Origin of the sequence: Sporosarcina aquimarina, assembly GCF_019748715.1 — a bacterium.
In the GTDB taxonomy this organism is placed as follows: Bacteria; Bacillota; Bacilli; order Bacillales_A; family Planococcaceae; genus Sporosarcina; species Sporosarcina newyorkensis.
Genome location: NZ_JACLBZ010000005.1, coordinates 127,064 through 150,520 on the forward strand (window position 1 = coordinate 127,064; position 23,457 = coordinate 150,520).

Here is a 23,457-nt window from a genome sequence, read left to right on the forward strand (position 1 = left end):
AGGCGGCGACTCCTGCGGGATTAGCGCGACAGGTGAGACCCCGCAGGAGCGGTAGCGACGAGGAGGCTCACCGCGCGCCCCGCGGAAAGCGTCCGCCTGGAACATAGATCAACGGTGCCTTTACCCTTCACAACTTTTGGATAAGAACTCACATCATTTATCCCTGATATAACAGCGAACAGATGGCTTTTTTGCATTCAATCTATATTTTCCAGCATGTCGTAGAACATTCCTTTGCGTTCGAGTAACTCCGCATGGCTGCCTGATTCCATGATTTCTCCGTCCGCCAGCACATAGATCCTGTCTGCTTTACGGATCGTGTTCAAGCGATGAGCGATGATGAAGCTAGTCCGGCCTGTAGTCAAGCGTTCCAGCGCCTCTTGTATCGCTAGTTCTGTCACAGTATCGATACTGCTGGTGGCTTCATCCAATAGTAATAACTTTGGATCTGCCACCAACGCGCGGGCAATGGAAAGCAGTTGTTTCTGACCTTGGGAAATTTCTTCTCCTCCTGCAGTCAACACCGTATCATAGCCTTTAGGCAAATTGCTGATGAACGCATGCGCATTCGCCTGCTTTGCGGCTTCTTCCACTTCTTCATCGGTTGCATCCAACTGTCCATAGCGAATATTCTCCCGCACAGTTGCTTCGAATAAAAATGGATCTTGTAAAACGAATGCCATCTGACTGCGCACAGATTGCCGCGGCAGCTGATCGATCGGCACGCCATCCAGCAAGATCTGTCCGCCATCCACTTCATAAAATCGAGAAAGCAACTGCATGATCGTCGTCTTGCCAGCTCCGGTTGCTCCGACAAAAGCGGCCGTTTCGCCTGGTTTGACGTGAAAGTTAATCGAATTGAGAATCACTTCCTCATCGTAGCCAAATGTTACGTCGCGGAACTCAACATCTCCTTGAAGCGTGTAAGTTTGTTCAGCGACCTCATCCTTCTCTACTGGCTCGTCCATAATTGCAAAGACACGTTCCGCTCCTGCGACTGCAGATAACACGGTATTGAATTGATTGGCTAAATCATTGAGAGGTCTTGTGAACTGTCTCGCGTATTCGCTGAAAATAACAATTGTCCCTACCGTTACACCGCCGTACCCTGTCACCGCAAGCAAGCCGCCCACACCGGCCACGATGGCAAACGACATATTATTCAGCGTGTTCATCACTTTCGGAATGAATCCCGAATACGTCTGAGCCCAAAACCCAGCCAATTTTAAACGCTCACTTTTTTCAGCGAATTCGTCAATGACATTCTGCTCTCGAGAAAATGCTTTGACTACACGTTGACCTGATACAGTTTCTTCGATCATTCCATTCAACTCACCAATCGCCCGCTGCTGCTCTTTGAATAAAATACCTGTCCTTCTTGTGATCCAGCGCATCGCAAGAAACATCAACGGCACAATAATCATCGTCAGCAACGTCAATAACGGACTTAAATAGAGCATAATGGACACCGTACCGACCAATGTCAATACACTCGAAAACACTTGGATAAGCGAAGAGTTCAAGGTCTGACTGACACTTTCAATGTCATTGGTCATACGACTCATCAATTCGCCATGCTGTCGTTTATCGAAAAAGCGAATGGGCAACTTCTGCAGCTGACCGAATAAGTGAGTCCGCATCCGATAAACCGTTTGTTGAGCAATACCGACCATCCAGTAGTTCTGCAAGTACGTCGCAACGGAAAAACTGGCATAAACAGTAAGCAACCAGCCGATTTGCATTCCCAAACCATCCACTTTCTTCGGAATGATGTAGCGATCAATAATATTCCCGATCATCAAGGGACCGACCAAAGCTAGAGCAGAACTGGCGAAAACAAGAAACAATACGGCAATGAGCAGACCGCGTTGTTGATCGATTAATCGCCAAATACGCAAGAGTACCGATTTCCAATCGCCTGCCTTCTGAACTTTTTTACGACTGGATTTACTTAAATCATCCTTACCGATAATCGGTTCATAGCCAAATGGCTTGGTAAAAGGCTTCACCATCATTCCACCCCTTCCGCCTGTTGCGACTGCACGATTTTCCGGTAGAAAGAGGAAGAATTCAGCAGTTCATCATGCGTCCCATGACCGACGATTTTTCCATCTGAAAGCAATAACACCGAATCTGCAATTTGTGCGGTCTGAATCTTTTGCGTAACAATGAACATCGTCGTATTTTCCTCCGCGAGAGCTTCCCACAACGCCGCTTCCGTTTTCACATCCAACGCACTGGTGCTATCGTCTAAAATCAAAATCGATGGTTTCCGAATCAACGCACGAGCAATTGACAGACGCTGTTTCTGACCTCCGGATAAATTGACGCCTTTCTGTCCGACTCGTGTGTGATAACCATCGGTAAACCGCATGATCGATTGGTGGATTTGTGCTTTCTTCGCAGCTTCCTCCACTTCCTCCAGACTAGCTCCTTGCTTACCCCACGCTAGATTGTCAATGATTGTCCCGGTAAACAACATAGATTGCTGAGGTACATAGCCAATCATCTTCCGCAACGTATCAAGCTGCCACTCCCCTATTTTCTTGCCGCCGACCAAAATAGTACCATTTGTCGCCTGGAACATCCGCGGTATCAACTGCAACAGTGTAGATTTACCGGAACCTGTCGCGCCCATAATCACAAGCTTTTCACCTGGTCTCACTTCAAAAGATATATCTTGCAGTACATATTCATTCGTATCGGGATAGCGGAATGAAACCTGTTCAAAACGTACTGCGGAAGCACCATCGTATGAATTATCCGTGGCTTCAAGCACCTCCAGCTGATCGTCCGTCGTCAACAATTCTTCCATTCTCTCAGAAGATGCTTTAGCGCGCGAAAAGATCACAATCAAAAAGGAGAACATGGAAAATGCACTCGTCATGCGCATCGCATAGTTGACAATCGCCACAACGTCTCCTACAGGCATTCCGGAATTTCCTACTTCATCCGCTCCGAACCAAAGCACCGCCATGAAACTGGCATTCATAATAAACAACAATACAGGCAAAATCAATTCCATTAAGCGCATTGCATGGACACTGTCTTTCTTCAAGTCTCCAGCAGCTTTTGAAAAACGACTCGTTTCGAATGCGCCACGCAAATAGGCCTTAATCAGCCGAACTGCCTGCAAGTTTTCTTGTACCAATCGATTGACCGAATCAAGACGACGTTGGACTATTCCAAAGAGCCGCACTCCTTTGCGGGCCATGATGACCAGAAAAATCGCTAAAAATGGCGCTCCTGCCAATAAAAAAATGGCTAACTTCGGATTGACAACGAACGCCATGGCAAGACTTCCGAACACCATCAGAGGAGCCCTCGCCATGATGCGCAGCCCCATGAACAATGCATTTTGCACAAGTGTCACATCGCTCGTCAGTCGGGTGATAAGGCTGGATGTCGGAAAGCGTAAAAAAGCAGTGAGCGACATTGTCTGCACTCTTTTAAATAACGCCTGACGCAAGTCAAACCCAAAGCTCTGCGCCGCATGTGAAGCGAAATAGGAGTTGACGACTCCTGAAAAGAGCGCAACGAAGGCAAGGCCCATCATGACAGCTCCCCATAGTCCGACAGCGCCGAGGTCTTCCTGCATGATGCCTTCATCTATAATTTTACCGATCAGCAAAGGTTGGATCAGTTCGACTGCCAATTCCAAAAGCATTAGGAATATAGCGATCATCATAGGCCATTTATAAGGTAACGCAAAACGAAAAACCGTCTTCATCTGTTCCACCTCTTACTCCCCAACTGTATTTCATTTATTTTATTATGTCATATTCAATCGCGGGGTGTACAGATGAAGACGCTACATATCATACGGCTCATACGGCACTACCGGCTCTGGCGGCGGCACAGTTTTTTTCTTACTGTCACCGCCTATGGATAACCAAACTACACCGAGCAACATGATTATGGCGCCGCTTATTTGCCACCCTCCCATCATTTGGCCAAGCCAAAGGACCGAGACTACCATTGCTGTGAGCGGTTCGAAACAAGACAGTACACTTGTCTCTACAGGAGTGATGAACGTCATGCTTTGTAAAAACAGGATGAAGGCGAGCGTTCCCATGATGGTGACAAGTAACAACATTCCCATCATCGGACCATCTAACAGCAAGGAAAGATTCATTAAAAAGGACGGGAGATTGATGATAAACAACACTACCCCGCCGATGAACATCCCCCAGCCCACGACCAGCAATACACCCCATTCAGCCATTAAAACGACTGGATACAACGTATAGAACGTAAAGGCAAATCCAACTACTACTCCCCAAATAATCGCTTCCGTATTCAATGTAATACTGGAAAACGAGCCATTCGTCAGCAGTAGATATAAACCGAATAAAGCTACAACCATGCCGATCACTTGGCCCGCAGGAGGAAAGGACCTCTGTGCAGCGGAGAGTAAAATGATGATGTAGACCGGCGCGACGAATTGAAAAAGCGTGGCCACGACCGCGTCACTATGCGCAATTGTCTGGACGAAGCCGAACTGAACACCCAGCATGCCAAAGACACCGAACATGACCATTTTGCGTAACCAAAGCTTTTGCCTCATTGGCCGTCCCACTTGCACCCCTTTAGCTTTCAATAAGAAGAGGAGAGCAGCGCCGGCAATCATCAAACGCAGAATCAGCAGCATGGAAACGGAAATATCACTATTATGCAAAATCCATTCCATCATGGGTCCTGTAGCCCCCCACAACATGGAACCGACAATAATCATCATTATCCCTTTCAATCGCATCATAAACCATTCCCCCTAATGAAAGAAATCAACTATCCATCATAATTTATAGTATAAAGTTCATACATACTATATAGACATAGATGATTTTTATACTATAATAGTTATATAGTAGAATCGGAAAGGAGCATTCACTAATGAATACAATTAACTTCCCGGAAACTAAAGAACAAACCTCATTAGTCAATAGTCTCGATAAATTTCAGTTAGTCACTCATACAGACAGTGAGGGACTAATAACCTATGCAAACCAAAACTATCTGACGATCAGTGGCTGGACACCTAAACGAATTATTGGGAAATCCATTTGGCAAATGTTCTCAGATGATCCGAAGAACCAACAAACCGTCAACTCGATTTGGGATTGTCTGTTATCCGGAAAGTCATGGTCCGGAAAAGTGGAAAAAATGACTCGCGGAGGCGAACCATTTTATGTTAACACGCTCGCCGTCCCTACCATGTCAGAAGACGGAGAACTGCAATCCACCCTCTTCGTAGAGCTGGATATTACAGAAGATATCCGTCTGCAAGAAAAATTAAGTGAAATCGCGTTTATTGATATAGAGACCGGTCTAATGAGCCGGCATAAACTAGAGCAAGTTGTGAATGAATCGATTAAACTAGGCCAGCATTTCTCATTCGTTTATTTGACGATCGACCATTATTTCTCTATGAAAGAGCAGCAATCCCCAGAATTTGAGACAGAGCTAATTCAAGAGTTCACCAACCGTCTGAAGCGATACTTCCAAGACAGCCCAGTGGCACGCATTGATACGAATAGTTTTGTCGTGCTGACCGCTTTCGGTGATTGGTACATACAAGGTTTGTATGACTTCTTGAAACAACAACCGATTTACTTGAGTCACAATGCACAGACGCTTTCGGTTAGCGGCGGTATCGTTCGGTATCCGGAAGATCAACAAACGTATATGCAGCTATACAAAGTGGCCATAACTGCTGCCGATGATGTCATCAGCCAAGGCGGAGGACGAATTGCTTCGTTGTCTGCTGAATCCCATAAAATTCTGAATCGTCGTTTAGAAATCGATCGAAAAATGTACACTGCATTGGACCGTAATACGTTACAAGTCGCCTATCAGCCCCAACTCGATATCAAAAGCAACAGCATTAATTGCTATGAAGCGTTAATCCGTTGGGAAGATGAAGAGCTGGGTGTCATCAGTCCGGACGAGTTAATTCCTATTGCGGAAGAGAATGGTTTGATCGAAGAAGTTGGTGCATTTGTGGCAGAAGAAGCGATGACGTTTGCGACGAAATGGCATCGCGCCGGCACAGAAATGAACATCTCGATCAACTCTTCCATTCGAGAATCCCTAAATCCACAGTGGAAAAACCGTCTACTCTCTATCTTAAATGAAACAGGCTGTCCGGCAAATAAAGTCTCTTTAGAGTTCACGGAGAAGTTCGCGCTTAAGGCAGAAGAAGAACAATCTGTGATTACCCAAATGTCGGAACTCCAAAGCCTCGGTCTGCAATTTACGCTTGATGATTTCGGCTCAGGCTATGCGTCTCTACGCTATTTACAGCACTTGCCGATCACAAGCATTAAATTTGATCGCGTGTTCATCGACACTTTACTAAGCAATTCGAAAACACAACAATTGATCGAAGGTATGATTCAATTCTCTAAGACAATGAATTTGTATACGATCGCAGAAGGCGTGCGCAATGAACAGCAATTCGAATTGCTGAAAGAAATGGGCATCGACGCGGTCCAAGGTCATTTTATAGGAAAGCCGGTACCTGCAGAGCAGATTGAAATCAAATAACTGTTTTTGACCAAATGAGATGGAGCTCCTTTCATAAAGAAAGGGCTCCATTTTTTTCGTGCAAATTTTAATTGGTACTGCTACTTAAAGCTTAATGGACGAATTGCGAAAAGACAACCTTTTCATTCCTTTTCCAATTCATCTAACAACGTAAAATCATCCAATGAATAGCTTTTTATTTCATTTGCAGCAATCGTGTAAACGGTATCTCCGCTGTAAAGCAGGCGCTGAACCTCTTTTTCCCAATCCACATAATCGTTTGAAAATTTTTCCGTCAGGTCGGCTTTTTCAATAATTCCTTTGTCTGCCGATATTTCGTAAATCATCGCCCCAGCCTTTTCAGAATTCAAGAAATTTTCACCTTTGACTTCCCGATAGATCGTAACCGGAAATCCGTACAAATTCCTTGCCGGATGTAAAAACAAAGCGTGATGATCATGTTGGACAGGTGAATACGTACCTTGACCGCCAATGATTTCAGTTGCCTTTTCTTTCGGATTCGCGAAGTCCGTGACATCAAACAATGAAATCTTCATACCTTGTGTTTGAATGATCGGCTCGCCACCTTGAGGATTTTTCTTGGCTACTGTTTCGTAACCGAACCCAAGCAAATGCCTTTCGTCCAATGGATGTAAATAGTTGCTGAATCCGGGGATCTTTAATTCACCGAGCACTTCAGGGTTCTGCGGGTCTTCAACGTCCATCACAAATAAAGGATCTGTTTCACGGAATGTCACCATATAGGCTTTATCCCCCATGAACCGTGCCGAATAAATCCTTTCATTTTTCGCAAGATTTTCAACAGATCCAACTTGCTTCATTTGGTTATCTAAGATGAATAAATGGTTTTTCGCGATGTTTTTCTCATCCCAGAGATTGCCTTCCGTTGTGACCGCTCGAAAGTATCCGTTATATTCATCCATGGAAAACTGGTTCAAGATGGTGCCTCTCATTTGCGCTGCCTGCAAGAAATTGATGGCCGTTCCATTCAGCCTAAATTTGAAGACTTCGCTGTTTCCTTGCGTAGCTTGGTTTCCATAGAGAGTGGCTATCAAATAGACATGATCCTTCGACATATAGAGTTGTTCGCCGCTGCCAAGATAGGCCTTCGTCTCGACACCACTCTTGTCACCCGAATGAATATCGAGTGCTGTGATAACAGAATACGACGGTTCCATTGCACCTGGCAAAATGGAGACTTGATCGATCTTCATTGGCTGCACCGAATGGTCGTCCGCGGAGTCAAACACCTTTGGCAACAACTCTTCACCCTCAGGCAAATCGTTCTGAATCCAATACATCGGACGATTATTCGTCACCATATACACATGCCGGCCAATTTTTCGTGTCCCTATGATATAGCCTTCCGCTCCTGTTTCACGAATTAGCTTCGGCTGCTTTCGGTCCGTCACATCGTACACCCGAATCACGGATAACTCTTGTGTCGGCATCATCCGTTTCGCTTCATCAGCGGTAACAGGTTGATCGTGCTGCTTGCTGCCGATGACTACGAGAAGATTGTCGTCTACATATAGTTCTCTTGGATAAAATGTCCCGTCAAAGCCCGTGATGCTGGCATTCACTAGCTTCCTCGGTTTACGGATATCGGTAATGATCAACTGCTCGTAGTTCGTGATATCGTAAATGAATTTACCATCCGTTTTCACAAGATCCGCTTCATCCACACCCTCAACTTGCTGATTCGTTTGAGAATAAGCAGCACTACCTTGGCTAGACGCCTTGTCTTCCGAAGAAGACTCCACTTGGTCATCACTTTGCATAAAATTGTTAGTTTGTTGCTCTGCTTGCCTAAAGAATGTTTCAATCTCTTTAATGGATCCGACAGGCTGGACGGACTCGATCACAGCGAATGAAAACGTGGAGTCCATTGTTCTTTTCCAGCCTCTGAAACTGTTATTCGGCACGTGCAGTTCATAGTCTCCAGGCTGCAGCTCTTCCACTTTCAAAGTGGTCCTCCCGCTTCCGTAAGACAGCTCAGCGGACACTTTTTCCCCATTACGGTCGGTCACGTAAAACTCCGATGTCTCTACACTTGGTTTGACCGGTGCTGTGAAATACACCGTCATCGGCTGGTCGGCAAGTACTGATTGGGCGGATGTGATGTTCACTTTCGGCCAGAAAAAGAAACTTGCCAGTATGAGCACGCCTACTCCTCCGATAGCTATAAGCGTCACAATCCATCTGCTCTTGTTCATTTTATTCATCCTCTCTCCACTTGTTGTTATTGGAGTAGACTGAATTTTTCTGATTTGGTTACAGATCGAGTGGAAATAAGACGGAGTGAAGTACCTTGTAAATATTCTTCATCACGGATGCCGTAGCGGCACCATCGCTAGTGTGGTATAGAAAATAAGTGTGGTAAGTGGTATTCGCAAATGCCGAAGTGACTTCAATGACGTTACACTTTTGTTGTCACGTTGCTCGAATTTCAGTGTGTCCAAGAAAGGGTGCGGGGTTGTACACTATCACCGCTGCGCCGCTGTGGGATTGCCTCCCGCCATGAGCCAACTAGCAAAGGGCGCTAGCTTACTCATGGCTTCGGCCGACCTCGCAGTTGCGGCTTCGCTTGTACGTACAAATTAGTGAGAGTAGTGTTTAAATATAGAAGATACTACAGCAGCCAACTTATTAGTCAGAATCCAAAGTGCAAATAGATATTCATAGTGCTTTCACTTACTAAACGTAGGCGCCTTACAAGCGGTAGGCGGAGTGATGAGACAGAAAGGCGCCCTTCCTGACTGGCTTCATCGCGGGAGTCATCCGCAAGCGCCGAAGTGGGTTCGGTGTAGGATTGGGTTTTAACAAAAACGGCAATTATCCGCTGAAATCGGATAATTGCCGTCCATCATAATTAAAACATATTAATTCGTTTCATCTGTATTCTTATACGGCTCCAAAAGGTTATCCATCAAATACACTTTCCCGTTTTTCATGACCATTTGAACATTAGCAGCATCATCAATATTTTGAAGAGGGTCTCCATCTACGAAAACTAAATCTGCTAATTTCCCTGATTCAATCGTTCCGAGGTCATCTTCCGCTCCGAACCTCTTCGCAGGGAGGTATGTTACTGTCCGCAATGCCTCATAAGGAGTCATGCCATAACGAACCATGGCGCGAATGTTTAAATGAAGACTCACCGCAACATTATCTAGCGGCATATCCGTTCCGCCCAGTATCGTTCCTCCAGCATCCATGATGTCTTTCAGCAAGGATACCTCTCTCTCTAATCCGGTTCTAGTTACGGTCTGGTCAGTCGTTGTAGCATTACTGTAATGTTTGGTGATTGCTTCGTATTGATATGGTGTATACAATGTTTTAACTCTAGGATCTGAAAGTAAAGCTGGATCGAATTCAAGTAACGTTTTTGATGAGAAAAGAGTTGAAGTAACAGCCATTCCCGATTCCGCAGCCAGTTTGGTGACATCTTCATATGAAAGTTTCGTGAAGCTTTGTGAACGGGAAAAACCTAAACGTTGCGTTGCTGAAACATGAGATGTTCCGTCCTGACCGAAGCCAATGGATGGATAGAAATAATGTGAGAAAGTAGGAATTCCCAGTTCATGTCCGTAATTAATCGCGATCGTTTGATAATTAAACGGCATTCTCACATACGTTTTTAGGATATCATAATTCAATTCTTCCGCCCTCTTAAGCTCCAGATTGATTAATTGATCTTCACTGGTAGTCGGTCTCATAAAATTATAGTAAACACGTGAACCATCAATTGGTTCTCCTGATGCAAAGAACCGTGGAGCGACACGTGCTCCTGAAGCGCTTGCTTCCCTGTCTTCAAGTGCTAAATAGGCCGGTTCTCCCATTGAGACGGTGCTCGTAATACCAAAGGATAATAATTGTCTTCCTTGTCTTGATCCTAGAAAGGCCGATTCAAGTGCCTGATGGACATGGGCATCCCATAACCCTGGAATGACTGTTTGATCACTTGCATCGATGAAGTTGTTGCCGTGGTGAGGTTTTTCATGAGGTTTAATTTCTTTGATGCGGTTTCCTTGTACAATGATGTCCATATTGTGCTTGAGTTCTTTGCTTTCACCGTCCCATAACTTGCCTGCATGGATCACTGTAATGCCATTCGGCTGGTCAGCTTTCCAAGTCATTTTGAACGGTACTTTCTTTGGAGCGTCACCATTCATTTGAATGGTCCGTAATTCGCCATTCGACACGTATAACAACGTTTTCGAATCTCCGCTCCAGCTAGGTGACTCAGCTACTTCTTCGGTTATTTTTCGGGCTTGTCCCATTGGATTACCCTTTTGATCTACCGGCATGACCCAAAGCGTGCTTTCAATAATAAAGGCCATATGCTTTCCGTCCGGTGACCAAACGGGACCTGAATTCGAACGGTTACTCAACGATTTAGATTTTGCAGGATCTACATATGTCTGTTCCCCTGTTTCCAGGTCTACCGTCAAAATTTGACTCAGCCCTTCTCTGAATCTATTAGAAAATTGCTTTAAAGCTGCAATCGCAATCGTTTTTCCTTCCGGTCCCCACGTTGGATGCCCCGGCTCCCACATAGGTTTAAGAATTTGTTCAATCTCGCCAGTTTCGATAGTGATAATATAGGTTGCACCCTCTTGATCTTGGAACGCGATTTTCTTTCCATCCGGTGACCATGATGCAGCCACTTCTGCCCCGGCTTCCGATGTTAGCCTTTGTTCGTTACCGGTCTTCACGTCCAAAATGTATATATCCTCCGATCCGGCTTTATCAGAAGAATAGGCTAGCTTCGTACCGTCTGGTGACCAAGCTGGATTTGCTTCGAAGTATGAATCATTAGTTAATTGCTTAGGCTTGTTCTTGCCAACTTCGAGTAACCAGAGATCATTTAATGCTACAAAGGCGATCGTCTTTCCATCTGGAGATAACTCCGGGTCAACAATCCCCGTAACAGGCATCGGCTTCTTAGAATCAAAGTCGTACTTTTTATGATTGTATTCCGGCTGATCAATTGGAATCTCTGCTTCAAAAGGGATGGATCGGCTTTCTTGTTCATTTAAATTGCGCTGTTTAATTTTTCCGTCCGCTGTATAGATCATCTCGTCGCCCGAGGTCCATTTCACCGGGAACGGGAATACATCCTCCCCTCCAGTTACATTTTCACCGTCAATGATCAGTTCACTTCTACTGTCTACTTGCAATACATAAGCTATATCTTTTCCATTTGGCGACCAAGATGGAGATAAAACTTTCCCATCTTCCACTGTTGTAATCGTGCGGCGTTCGTTATTTTCATTCACCACATCAATGCGCTTCCCGTTACTATCTCCGCCGACAACAAAGGCAATTTCTTTTCCATCCGGTGACCACGTAGGATAGAATTCTTCCTCCGGGCTATCGGTCCATTGAGTAAGTTCCTCTGTTTTTAAATCCAATACCCAAATATCGTAGCTACCGTCACGGTCTGCTGAAAAGGCTACACGCGAACCGTCCGGAGAGTAGCTTGGTTCCCGATGGTCATAAATGCCTGTCGTCAGCTGCTCTTTTTCTGAACCATCCGGATTCATTGTCCAAATGTGATAGTTGCCGCTTCTATATGATTGATAAGCGATTTTACTTCCATCCGGTGACCAGTCAGGTACAGATGGGTCGTCAAAGTTATCTGATATTCTCTTCGCTTCCCCGCCTTTCCCGGAAAGCGACCATAACCCACCCTGCAATTCGATCACTAGACTTTTGCCGTCAGGGGAGACTGCAACACTCATATTCGTCCCTTCCTTGACTCTAATTGTTTTATTCTTGGAGTTATTTGTCTCCTCTGCCGCAACTCCCATGTGAATTTGACTGAATGTTAATACAGTAATTAATACAGATAAAATAAAGTATCTTGTCCACTTCCTCATAAAAAAGAACCCCCTCCTAATTATTGGTTTTCCTATACTTAAAGCAACCTCCTTTTTCGAATTGTGTACACTTTAACAAATTTTCAAAAAGTATTGTTCCCTATTTTTTAATCTAGGCACTACTTACCACATATTGGTTTAATAAAAAACTCGAGTGACATAGGATTAAGAGCCCCCCTCACTTGCCATCTTTAAGCGTTATACTACTTTAAGGGTAGGCACTAGGTCTCGAAATAAATCAGAAGTGCTTCCGAATTGCGTAAAGACTTGGTAGCCAAACTCTTTTTACAAAAAAGAAGCCTTCCGACCGATTTTTCGATCAGAAGACTGCTCTCTTTGTACATTATTAAATTGTCAGAGTCATGTCTAAATTTTGTAATGTATAGATATTCTCAGTTTAAAAAATTGTCGTCACCAAAATAACTATAAAGCGCTTTAGATATTTTTATTGACCAGTAATTTTTAGCTTTTAGACCATTTAATTAAAATCAAAATTAATTAAATGTGTGCCTGTACTTACCAGTCGTTCAGGTATTGTATAAATGTTAGTTGAAATGGCACCGGAAATTATAGCTATAACCCAGAAAAAGATTTTTTGACCCACCGTCAAATCTGAAAAACTAAGTATGATTGCCATAAGAAATAAAAATCCAGTAATAAGATTCATTAAACAGCCTGAAATTGTTGTGAGTAATATTAAACCTTGTCCCAAAATTACTAACAAAAAACCAATAATCTTAAGTATAAATTTCATTATTATTTTAATAATCATCTTTAACCTCTTTCAATGTTTAATAAGTTTCATCAAGTATTAAATTTATTATTAGCATACATCATCAACCGGAACCTCAGGCTCTTTGCTTTCCACATCATGTAAATCCCGCTTACCTCCCAGCCACCTCTTTTGTTTTCTGAACACCTCTATAAGATTAAATTTCTCGAAATCAATATCCCGATAGTTCGACTAGTTAATACTATTTTCCACCTCCTGTATAATCCGGGATACTAAAAATGCCGTTAAACAAGCTGGCCCGATTGCCGAATCTACCAATATATTACACCAATACTATCATATTCATCCAACTACTCAAGTTCTTATAAAGGAACGAACCTTTCACAGTAATTCCAATAGGACATCCTTAACTTAATTTGAAGCAAAATAAAAAAGGACTGCCCAGGAAGTCATGTTTCATGACTTCCTGGACAATCCCTTTAGGACAATGCAAACTCTCTTACGCTTCTACTGTTGTTGCTGCTTTTCCTGAATAACGCTTCTTGAAGACGAGTGCGAAATAGCCAAATGTCAATGCTAGGCACACGACCATGAAGCCGATCAGAACGCCGTTGTTTGCCCATAAATGCGCCATGTCTCCAGTGGAGATCGTCGCTTTAAATGCCTGGACAGAATATGTCATCGGCAATAATGTGTTGAAGATTTTTAGTGGCTCCGGAATTAATTCTAATGGGAATGTTCCAGCGCTCGTTGTCAATTGCAAAATCAAGATTAAGATCGCTACGAAACGTCCTGCATCCGACATGATGGAAACGAGTACTTGGACGAGAGCTATGAATGTGTAACTTGTGATGATTGCAGTCAATATGAACATCGGCGTATTGACCGCTTCCATACCGAGCCAATATTTAACGACAGTGACTGCGAGTAACGCTTGAATCAATCCGACTATCGCCAAGACGGACACTTTACTCGTAAACCAACCTAATGCACCTGTCGGCGGAGTCGCTGGTTCCACTAATGGGAAGACGATCGACACAAGCAATGCACCTACAAACAATCCTAATGAAAGGAAGTATGGTGCGAAACCTGTTCCGTAATTTGGTACTTTGTTAATGCTTTGCTGTTCCACATCAACAGGTGAAGCCGCCATATTGTATGTCTTGTCTGTCGGATTCACTTCACCCGCTGTTTCATTGGCTTCAGCTAGTTTTTCTTGTAATGTTGCTGTTCCTTCGTTTAGTTCCGTAGCACCTGAAGCGAGTTTTCCGGAACCTTCTGCCAAGTCTTTGGATTTGGAGACGAGCGTGCCTGTTCCTTGCTGCATCGTTCCTGCACCTGTTGTCAATTCATTCAAACCATTGGCTAATTCTTTAGAACCTGCTGCTGCGCTTTGCACGCCGCCAACCAACTGCTTAGATCCTGCTGCCAATTGACTGTTGCCGTTAGCCAGAGCATTTGAACCTTCCACTAACTTCGCAGAATTGCCTTGAAGCTTTTTCAATCCAGCAAGTGCTTCCGCATGTGCACCTTGTAATTGACCAGCTGCACCGTTTAATTGTGAAGCACCTTGCTGAAGGCCAGCTGCTCCTGCTGATAACTCGCCTATTCCACCCGCAACTTGAGCACTTCCTTGCTTTAACTCACCTAGTGCTGCCTGCAAAGCTGCTTTTTGTTCATCCGGCAGTTGAGCTAAAATTGGTCCTAGTTGGTCCGATAACTGATTGATTCCAGCGTGAACACTTTGAGAACCTGCCGCTAACTGATCGGAAGCATTTTTCAGGCTGCCTGATTTATCGGCTAGAGTACCAATACTGCCTGCAAATTCCTTCTCTTTTGCTCCGATTTGCGAATAGCTGGCAGCCAATTTATCAACGCCCGCCGTATATTCTCCAATACCCGCTTTTAAGCTCGAAGCGCCTGCTGCCGCTTCGTTTGCGCCGGTTTGCAGATCACTCGCCCCCGCTGATAATGTGCCCAGACCTTTTGAAAGATCATTCGCACCTTTTGCGGCTGTATTTGCACCTTGCGCTAATTTAGTCGAACCATCGGACAGTGCAATACTGCTTGACGCGAGTTGCTCAAGATAGCCTTTGAGGTCGTCTGTACCGTCTGCCAATTTCTTTGCACCGTCATGTAATTCTCCTGCGCCGTCTGCTGCTTCGCCAAAACCTTCGCCCATTTCATTGATGGAATCGAAAAGCTTTTCTGCGTACGTCGAAGCTACTTGCTCATTTACTTCCGCTTTGATGCGGTCCATCGCTGTTTCACCGATTTGGGCAGATAAGAAGTTGAAGCCTTCATTCGGTTTATAAAGTAGATTTAATTTCTGCGGTTCTTCTTCTAATAAAGTGGTTGCGTGTTCAGAGAAGTTTTCAGGGATTTCAATCGTAATGTAATAATCCTGTCCTTTTAACCCTTTCTCCGCACGTTCTTTTGTCACGCTTTGAAAGTTGAACTCCTTACTGTCCACTAACTTATCCGTTAGTTCCTTCCCTATTTCGAGCTGTTCTCCATCCATTTCAGCGCCCTCGTCCAAATTGACGACCGCAACCGGCAATTGGTCCATGTGGTCATACGGATCCCAAAATGCCCATAGGAACATCCCAGCATACAATACAGGAATAAATAAGATTGCAATCATCGGCACAATCATTTTGCGTGTGCGCAATAATTGCTTCCATTCAGCAAATGTCATACTTTTCTTCATTAGTTTTCCTCCAATTTCACTGTGGACCAATTGACTATAAAGTTCAAACGGTCATTGCGTTGTAAAAATAAAAGTCTCAAACTAAGAGACTTGAAAAAATCGTATCGCTTAATAACTGTGCGATTTCTTCTTCTGACAGCTGTCGATCATGGGTTTTCGACCAATCCACGACGAGTGCCAGATAGGATTTGAATAACAAGTAAGCGACCAGTTCGCTGTTACACGGCTTGAGCTCTCCTTTTGAAATTCCTCGCTCAATTTTCTGTCGGACGAATTCGATGATTTCTTCCTCTATAGATGCCAGTACTTCGCTGACCATCGGTGTCCGCAATTCTTTTTCTTCTTCAATCAGCTTAACGTACAGCTGATGAGTTTCTCTGAATTTTAGCAGTTGCATGAGCCGCGCATGGGCATTTACTTCAAATGAAGCGCCTGCTATTGTACTTTCTTCGGACACTCGCCGCATTTCTTCAACCATTTGCCTGACGATGGCTTGGAACAGTTCTTCTTTGTTCGAGAAGAATGTATAGATGGTTCCTTTTCCGACATTGGCAATTTTTGCGACTTGGTCCATGGTGGTGGCTTTGTAGCCGAATAGTGAGAATGATTTTTCTGCTGCAAGTAAGATTTCCTGTCTGCGATCCACTTCTTCACCTCGCCTCGCTCATTGACCGTAAAACGTTTATGGTCACTAGGTCATTATATTACACTGAATTGTGGGAAGATGCAAGGGGTTTGAGAATATTTTTCGTAACATTGTTAAATACCTTTTGATTAGATAGTGGATTTAAAAACTAGACTTACTATTCCAACAGCCTGGCGTAGAGCAAAAATGAGAACCGGTGTCAGGGCAGCAACTTGTCCGTTGAGATTATTCCAAAAAGCTGTCATTCGCAATACATTAGTCTTGATCACTTTTATTCAACGTTTCCTTCACCATTAATAGAACTGTTTGATTGGTGCGCACTAAAGATATTTTCTGGTTTTAATTCATCCAAGTAACCCACCAAATCGAGGGTGGCGGAGCTGGTATTGACATGAACTTCTTTAAATATGCCGGCGTCCGTGATCATCGGTATCGTAATTTTTTGTCCTGCTTCTATGTCTTGCGGGATTCCCCAAGATTGCTTAAACGGATTTCCTGCTATACCGTTTTCTAATTTTATATCGAAGCTGATGGATACGACAGCCTGTCGGATATTTCGCTTCGTACCATTGTTTACCTCGATCATATATTCAGTAGTGCCGTCATCTAGTTTCTTTTCCTCTAGCACATTGAGTTCCAATTTTTCCATCCCATCATAGAAATCGTCTGGCAGTGGTGATCCAGAGTCTTGTTCTGATATTGATTGCTGCAACAACGGTATTGTCAGAAACAAAAACAATGCGGCGGCTGCAACGGCTACGGTCCAGGTGAAGTAGCTTCTTTTTCTGGTTTTGTCGGACGGACGCCTAATCTCCCTTTGCACTTGTTCTTTTCCTTGATCCGTCAATGAAATCCCTTGTACTCTTTGCTTCATTTCTCTTGAGATTTTACGGTCGAATTCATCCAATCCAATCACTCCTTTCGAGTTTGTCTTTCAAGGCTTTTTTTCCTCTTAGCAATCGTGATTTTACGGTGTTGTGGTTGATCTGCAGTACTTCACTAATTTCCTTCATCGTCAATTCTTCGTAATAAAATAGAATGAGGACTTCTTTGTATTTAGCTGGCAGTTTCGCAAGTTGCTGACTCATTTCATAGGACGATTCCTGTTCTATGTATAGGTTTTCCGTTAGGTTTTGATCATGGACTTCATCCAGTTCTTGCCGGTAGAAGATATTACGGAAGCTCCAGCGTTTGGTGAAGTCTTTGCATTGGTTGATGGTCATTCGGATGAGCCATGTTTTATAAGTACAGTCATGACGGAATTGATCGAGCTGATGATAGCTTTTGATCAAAACTTCTTGGACAACGTCTTCACTTTCCGCCAAGTCGTTCAAGTACAGGTAGGCTATGCGTTTCAGATCATCGCCGTAATCACGGATGAATGAGTCCAGCAACGCTCTTTTGTCGAGTTCTCCGTCATCATTAATCATGTATTTTGTCCCCCTTCATTCATTAGACGATTGTCGGGATTGGTTTGACCCATCTTTGTTTACAATTAAAAAAGAAGAGCAGTAAACGGTTTTATTAAAAGTCAAGAGTTAACATGTTTCTCTTGATACATCAGCATCCTTCATATAATATATAACATTATATAAGCTAGATTAATCGAACAACAGGAGATCGTCATTGACGATCTCTTTTATGTCGTATCGGACCATAACGTGTAGTAGAAACATTTAGCACGTAGCACTTTTTTGATGCCTAATAAACGGGTAAATATGGTACTATGATATTGATAGCTCTTCAACAAACGAGCCAGATTATTGATGCGAAATGTTCCTGATTCAAATGAAATATGGTCTCACAATTTCGTTAAAGGTCAAGCAGTTTTGGGTTTCTAAAACTGAAGGGTTATGTCGAGGAATCGAATGAAGAAGTAAAGATCTCCTTGAAAAAGTTTGATTATTTTCATCCTAAAATTTTCTGCAATCGTTCCTCGATTTCGGAAAGATCTCATCTTTTAGTTGAAGCAATTCCAATATAGCACATTACAAATTCACTTCTTATGCAGCTCTGTCCGCTTTATTTGAGAGACTGGACAGCCCCTCGGTTTATAATTGATATGTATAAACTATTGATGCCGGTTTATTCCCCCCTACTATATTTAAATAAAGTTCCCAGCTTTTGATAATTAGCTGGGGAATCCGTCGGGTAAGTTATGGCCGAAAAAAAGCACTACAAACCAAAAGATAGTGTTAAAATTCACTTTGTGCGTTTACTCTTCTTAAGACAAATTGTAAAAGCCGATAATGGGATCAACTCTATCAGATCACTGGACATGCTTATAGTGTTTTCAAACTTTTATTGACTAAATGTTTTTATTCCTTACCGTTTAATTTACATCTTTTATGGTTAATTCCTGTTCTGGTGTAAAACTAACGTAACAATTATAAGTTTTTTCACCATTGATGACGCTAATATACCCTACCTCAGCTAAAGAATAATCGATGGATTTACTATTCAATTGCTTCTGTATTTTCTTGCTCTGTTGTAGCATTTGTTCTTTCGTCAAATCGCCTTTTTCAATTTCCAACATGATAAGAATCGGCTTGGGTGTTTTCAACTTCGGCGTCCATTCCATAACAGCTTTGTCGTATACTTCTACATCCGTGTCTACCGAATCGATTTGCGGAACTTTTTTCCGGAGGAGCGTTAGAAGATACTTCTCTGCCTCTGCGCTTAGCTTTTCGGATGCCTCTTTGTCTATGTTGGATTCATGGATCGTATCACTAAAAACTTCATACGGTTCGAAAGCAGAGACATAGAACGTATAAGTGGTTTCAACTCCTGCTGTTTCCTTTTCCACTACTTTAAAACGATAAGTACCATCAGTCCATCCATACCCTACGGACCGCTTGATTTCGTAGTCCAAGTCCGGATAAGTTTGTTCTAAAAACTTTTCCAGACTCTCCTTTGCCTTGTGTTTGTCAATTGTATTTCCGCTGAATTGCATGTAAGCGAACACTATGACCGCAATTAATGTAATTGCAATTACACTGTATATTATTTTCTTTTTCATAATTAAATTTCCTCTCTTGTTTTAAGAATGCTAAAGCCGATAATGATTCCGATAAAAGTAAATAGCAGGTGGACAATTAAGCTGGTCAGTGCTATTTGAAGAGCTTCCGAAAAACTTTCAGCATAAAATTCGCCGAACCAATCCGTCATATATAACAAGCAATTCCATATGAAATTCGGTACCCCCGCAAGCAGGACCGTAATGAGGACCGATCGGTAAAACAGAAACGATACCGCACCCAAAGTGGTATAGGTTAGGATAAAGCCACTATTATTCATAATGGCCGTGCTCATCGCCAATATAAAGGCAATTGCTACAAAGAAAATCTGTATTGTCGTCAATTTCACGGTTATATTCCGAATCATTTTTTTAGAAGCACCGCCGGGATTTACTTCCGCAGGCAGGGGAATTTGTGATTGCTCTGCGATATGGCGGCATTCTTGGCAACTTTTCAAATGCTCCTCGATAAATTGTTTTGTCTCCGCTTGCAATAATTCTTCTTCGTGTAACGGCAAAAGGTCTTGCACAATTGTACATTCTTTGTTCATAAAGTCACCTCCATTAATTTTTGGATCTTTAATTTCAACCGATGAAAAGTCACACGTGTATAGTTCTCTGATTTGCCGACCAAGACGCTAATTTCTGCAAAACTCAGTTCTCCGTAAATGCGCAGCAATATGATTTCCCTTGAGGCGTCATCCAGTTTCGAGATATGATGTAAGAGTATTTTTGTGTCTTCATTAATTTCTGCCAACTCTTCCAGTGAATGAACTTCAATCTCTGGAAGAGTTGCAAGTTTTTGCATTAAGCTTTGCTGATACTTGTTTTTTCGGTAATACTTTTTTAATAAATTAATCGCAATCGAGAACACCCAAGTCGACAAGGTGGAATGTCCATTATAAGAGACAATATTTTTACATGATTCATAAAAGGTATCGTGGCAAAGATCTTCAGCAGTCATCCGATTTCCTGTTTTGGAATAAAAAAACGCATAGATTTTCGGATGGATCTCTTCATATTCTTCCTCTAGCTTATTCATAACTGCCCTCACTTTCTTGTTGTTCATAGTATTAATACCTCAACCAACTATTTCGTTACAAATTTTTTTAAATTTATCTTTTATCTATCATTCCATAGACTTCTCTTAACTGGCGTTTTAAAGGTTTGGGGACACAGAAAACCCATCACAAACAATCAGGCGCAATTCTTGAAGAAGGATTTGCGCCCTTTCAACAATTGGGCCATTTTGTGATCTGGGTTAAATTATTGTAGGGTGGTTATTCACAAAGGTAGGGGACGATTTCTTTTATAAGAAGTCGGCTTTTTTAATTTCACGCAATATTTATCTTGCATTTCAGCAAAAATTAATGTAAGGTAAACTTAACAGAATGTTAGATATATATTTCATTATGTAGGTGAGCATATGGTAAGTAAAATGAAATTGGCAAGAGTAGAAACAGGTTTAACCCAGGCGCAACTTGCGAAACAAGTAAATGCAACAAGGCAAACAATTGGATTGATTGAAAAAGGAGAGTACAATCCCAGTTTGAACTTGTGTATCGCAATTTCCAAAGCATTAAATAAAACATTAGATGATTTATTTTGGGAAGGTGATTAAGTGATACTTTCATTTTTAAATGTATTTTTACCAGAAGATGAATACAAACGATTAAGGGTTTTATATTTTATGGCCGAAGCAGCATTCCTAATGGGTGGGCTATTGATGTTGGGATCTGCTTTAAACAATTACTGGTTAAAGTGGAATTTGGACTCAACAGAAGTAACTTTTATTCTTATGATGTTTCCAATGCTTATGGTAGGATATACGTATTTTCGTTATATATTTTCAGGAATAGAACATACAGAAGTATCGAACAAGCGAGGCTATAAGGAGGAACGTCGTGTTGCTGGCAAGCGTGCTTTGTTAGTCGGTGTTCTATTTTTCATTATTTTCGTAATCGTTAAAGGGATTCCAACTAACTACTATGAAAGAATAGACATGATTGCTCTTCCAATAGTTTTCACTCTTTTATATTTCCTTTTCGATTTGGTTTCTTTAAAGCGTTCTGCTAAGAAAAATAATGAATTAGAGGATTAAGCAATCGGGCGCGATTGTAGAACAAGATAGTTAAAATAGCCTTGTTAAATAATTTAACGAGGCTATTTTTCAACTCATTACTCATCTACTTGAACTGATCAAATTGATTAGTTACCCATCGCTCTTGGTTTTCTATAACGGATTTTTCAACTGCAATTAACCTATTCACCAATTCCTCTTTCTAATATGCACTTTAAATAAGATGTTGCAAAACTCTTATCAACTCGCCCTAAACAATCTTGGTCATAATCTGTCAAAGGCAGAAAGGGCTGGTCATCTTTAAATACTAATAGCGGATATTTACTTTCAACATGTTTCGGACAATACTCATACCAATACAATTATTAACCCCTACAATATAGAACGTTGGTTCTAATCTAATGCTTTTCTTCGTAAGTGTAAAATGTTTAACCTTTTAATAAAACTATACGGAAATGTTAGCCAAAATAAAAATGCGTATTACTAAAATTTACTTTTAGTAATACGCATTTTTATAATGTGTGTAACATTATAAACAAGCCATGATGAGATAAGTCACCATATACCATTACTTATCTTTAATATTACAGAGTACCCTTCCATTCTTCCTTCCCCCGCCGTACAAAAAATACTTCCTGAAACCATGACAACGCCTGCTTGTTTTTTTGCTTCAAAAAGAATTGTTTGTCGCTTATCGCCAATGGATAATTTACCCAGAAAAACATGCCGCCAGCAGTCGGCGTAGTTTCTTAGCCAAATTTCACGAGGCCTCCATTAAAGTAGGATTTTTTTGGAAAGCACAGCGCATAGATAATTGATGCATTCTTCTCCGTAATCGAGTGCAATGACCGGCGCTTCTTGAACCAGGCGAATATTTCGCGCCGTGCCTGCACATCAAACAAACACGAATATTAATACTTTTATGGTTGTTTAAACTATCATGAAGTTTGAACAAACATAATAGTTACCTGCAACTGATTAACTGAAATAACAATCCGTTTAATTGAGAATCATTATCACTTATGGTATATTGGATGTTAACAACATATATAATTGAATAAGGAGACTATCTAATGCAAATATACTGGACTAAAATAAACCGGATCATTGAAGAAACGCCTGAGGTTAAAACGTACTTGCTCGACTGCCCGGAAGGCTTTACATGGGAAGAAGGTTCCCACACCCACTTCGCATTGGAAGGTTTTAATGCCGGAGATAAACCAAACCGCAGCCTGATTCGACACATGTCAATCTCTACTTTACCGAACGAAAATTCAATCGGTATCACCACACGCATCAGAGAAAAGTGCTCTGAGTTTAAAATGACTTTAAGAAATCTTGGAGTCGGTGATGAGGTTGCAATATTTAAAACACATTCGAATGTACCGCTTAAAAGAGAAGACAAAAATGTTTACCTGCTGTCATCAGGTGTTGGACTGGCAACTTTCAGACCGCTTGTACTTGAGTATTTCAATAGTGCTCAACACGTCAATCTAATGCATTCCTTGAACATCGATTCATCAAAAGATTTCTTATTCACTACTATTTTTGAATCTGCACCTGACAAGAAGTTCACATCACAGTTCGTCGATAATCGTAAAGACTACTATGAAGAAGTGAAAAATCTTGCCGCCGACAAGGATGGACTCTTCTATGTAGTCGGCAGCGATGAATTCCTCTTGCAGAACATCGAAGTACTGCGTGAACAAGGCATCAAGCCGGAACAGATTATGCTCGACAAGCGTGAACAACAACTGCCCGATTTTTTATCATTTGATTTGCCAATTAAAGCGAGATAAACATATTCTCGGTAAGTACTAAATAGATGTACCATTAACGGG

17 protein-coding genes are annotated in these 23,457 nt (G+C 42.2%); 4 read left to right on the forward strand and 13 right to left on the reverse strand.

Annotated features, from left to right (window positions below; genetic code table 11):
* Positions 1 to 197: 197 nt before the first annotated feature.
* The 3 genes from H7J92_RS02245 to H7J92_RS02255 form a co-directional block, all read right to left on the reverse strand.
* Positions 198 to 2,015 (reverse strand): ABC transporter ATP-binding protein, encoded by a 1,818-nt coding sequence (locus H7J92_RS02245; RefSeq protein ID WP_078817418.1) that lies wholly within the window; start codon positions 2,013 to 2,015, stop codon positions 198 to 200.
* Positions 2,012 to 3,730, reverse strand: a complete 1,719-nt coding sequence (locus H7J92_RS02250) for an ABC transporter ATP-binding protein (RefSeq protein ID WP_221835188.1) — start codon at positions 3,728 to 3,730, stop codon at positions 2,012 to 2,014. Before H7J92_RS02250 ends, H7J92_RS02245 begins: the two co-directional genes overlap by 4 nt.
* An 81-nt stretch (positions 3,731 to 3,811) precedes the next feature.
* Positions 3,812 to 4,759, reverse strand: a complete 948-nt coding sequence (locus H7J92_RS02255; protein ID WP_009766297.1) for a DMT family transporter — start codon at positions 4,757 to 4,759, stop codon at positions 3,812 to 3,814.
* A 134-nt stretch (positions 4,760 to 4,893) separates the two neighbouring features.
* On the opposite strand from H7J92_RS02255, the gene H7J92_RS02260 reads away from it, so the two are divergent.
* Positions 4,894 to 6,546, forward strand: coding sequence for a sensor domain-containing protein (locus H7J92_RS02260; RefSeq protein ID WP_078817420.1), 1,653 nt, complete (start codon positions 4,894 to 4,896; stop codon positions 6,544 to 6,546).
* Between the two features lie 122 nt (positions 6,547 to 6,668).
* On the opposite strand, the gene H7J92_RS02265 is transcribed toward H7J92_RS02260, so the two are convergent.
* The 10 genes from H7J92_RS02265 to H7J92_RS02310 all read right to left on the reverse strand — a co-directional run bounded on the left by H7J92_RS02265 (position 6,669) and on the right by H7J92_RS02310 (position 20,578).
* A complete protein-coding gene (locus tag H7J92_RS02265) occupies positions 6,669 to 8,771 on the reverse strand; it encodes a beta-propeller domain-containing protein (protein ID WP_221835189.1) in 2,103 nt (700 codons plus the stop codon).
* A gap of 657 nt (positions 8,772 to 9,428) precedes the next feature.
* A complete protein-coding gene (locus H7J92_RS02270) occupies positions 9,429 to 12,431 on the reverse strand; it encodes a DPP IV N-terminal domain-containing protein (RefSeq protein ID WP_221835191.1) in 3,003 nt (1,000 codons plus the stop codon).
* A 478-nt stretch (positions 12,432 to 12,909) separates the two neighbouring features.
* Positions 12,910 to 13,203, reverse strand: a complete 294-nt coding sequence (locus H7J92_RS02275; RefSeq protein ID WP_221835193.1) for a hypothetical protein — start codon at positions 13,201 to 13,203, stop codon at positions 12,910 to 12,912.
* 460 nt (positions 13,204 to 13,663) lie between these two features.
* Entirely contained in the window at positions 13,664 to 15,874 is a 2,211-nt protein-coding gene (locus H7J92_RS02280; RefSeq protein WP_246602418.1) for a YhgE/Pip domain-containing protein, read from the reverse strand.
* A 76-nt stretch (positions 15,875 to 15,950) separates the two neighbouring features.
* On the reverse strand, positions 15,951 to 16,520 hold the full coding sequence (locus H7J92_RS02285; protein WP_078817424.1) for a TetR/AcrR family transcriptional regulator: 570 nt from the start codon (positions 16,518 to 16,520) through the stop codon (positions 15,951 to 15,953).
* Positions 16,521 to 16,791: 271 nt separating this feature from the next.
* Positions 16,792 to 17,427, reverse strand: coding sequence for a hypothetical protein (locus H7J92_RS02290; protein ID WP_078817425.1), 636 nt, complete (start codon positions 17,425 to 17,427; stop codon positions 16,792 to 16,794).
* Complete coding sequence (locus tag H7J92_RS02295; RefSeq protein ID WP_078817426.1) at positions 17,420 to 17,950, reverse strand: sigma-70 family RNA polymerase sigma factor; 531 nt, start codon at positions 17,948 to 17,950, stop codon at positions 17,420 to 17,422. The genes H7J92_RS02290 and H7J92_RS02295 overlap by 8 nt, the downstream gene beginning before the upstream one ends.
* 902 nt (positions 17,951 to 18,852) lie before the next feature.
* Positions 18,853 to 19,539, reverse strand: coding sequence for a YfjL-like protein (locus H7J92_RS02300; protein ID WP_221835195.1), 687 nt, complete (start codon positions 19,537 to 19,539; stop codon positions 18,853 to 18,855).
* 2 nt (positions 19,540 to 19,541) lie between these two features.
* Positions 19,542 to 20,087 (reverse strand): zf-HC2 domain-containing protein, encoded by a 546-nt coding sequence (locus tag H7J92_RS02305; protein WP_221835196.1) that lies wholly within the window; start codon positions 20,085 to 20,087, stop codon positions 19,542 to 19,544.
* Positions 20,084 to 20,578 carry an RNA polymerase sigma factor gene (locus H7J92_RS02310; RefSeq protein ID WP_221835198.1) on the reverse strand — a complete coding sequence of 165 codons (495 nt, stop codon included), beginning with the start codon at positions 20,576 to 20,578 and terminating at the stop codon, positions 20,084 to 20,086. The genes H7J92_RS02305 and H7J92_RS02310 overlap by 4 nt, the downstream gene beginning before the upstream one ends.
* A 384-nt stretch (positions 20,579 to 20,962) precedes the next feature.
* Here H7J92_RS02310 and H7J92_RS02315 point away from each other — a divergent pair, with 384 nt between their 5' ends.
* The 3 genes from H7J92_RS02315 to H7J92_RS02325 all read left to right on the forward strand — a co-directional run bounded on the left by H7J92_RS02315 (position 20,963) and on the right by H7J92_RS02325 (position 23,415).
* The gene (locus tag H7J92_RS02315) at positions 20,963 to 21,157 is read left to right on the forward strand and encodes a helix-turn-helix transcriptional regulator (RefSeq protein ID WP_078817430.1); all 195 of its coding nucleotides are present in this window, start codon (positions 20,963 to 20,965) and stop codon (positions 21,155 to 21,157) included.
* Complete coding sequence (locus tag H7J92_RS02320; protein ID WP_078817431.1) at positions 21,158 to 21,637, forward strand: hypothetical protein; 480 nt, start codon at positions 21,158 to 21,160, stop codon at positions 21,635 to 21,637.
* A gap of 1,052 nt (positions 21,638 to 22,689) precedes the next feature.
* Positions 22,690 to 23,415 carry a dihydropteridine reductase gene (locus H7J92_RS02325; RefSeq protein ID WP_078817433.1) on the forward strand — a complete coding sequence of 242 codons (726 nt, stop codon included), beginning with the start codon at positions 22,690 to 22,692 and terminating at the stop codon, positions 23,413 to 23,415.
* Positions 23,416 to 23,457 lie beyond the last annotated feature (42 nt).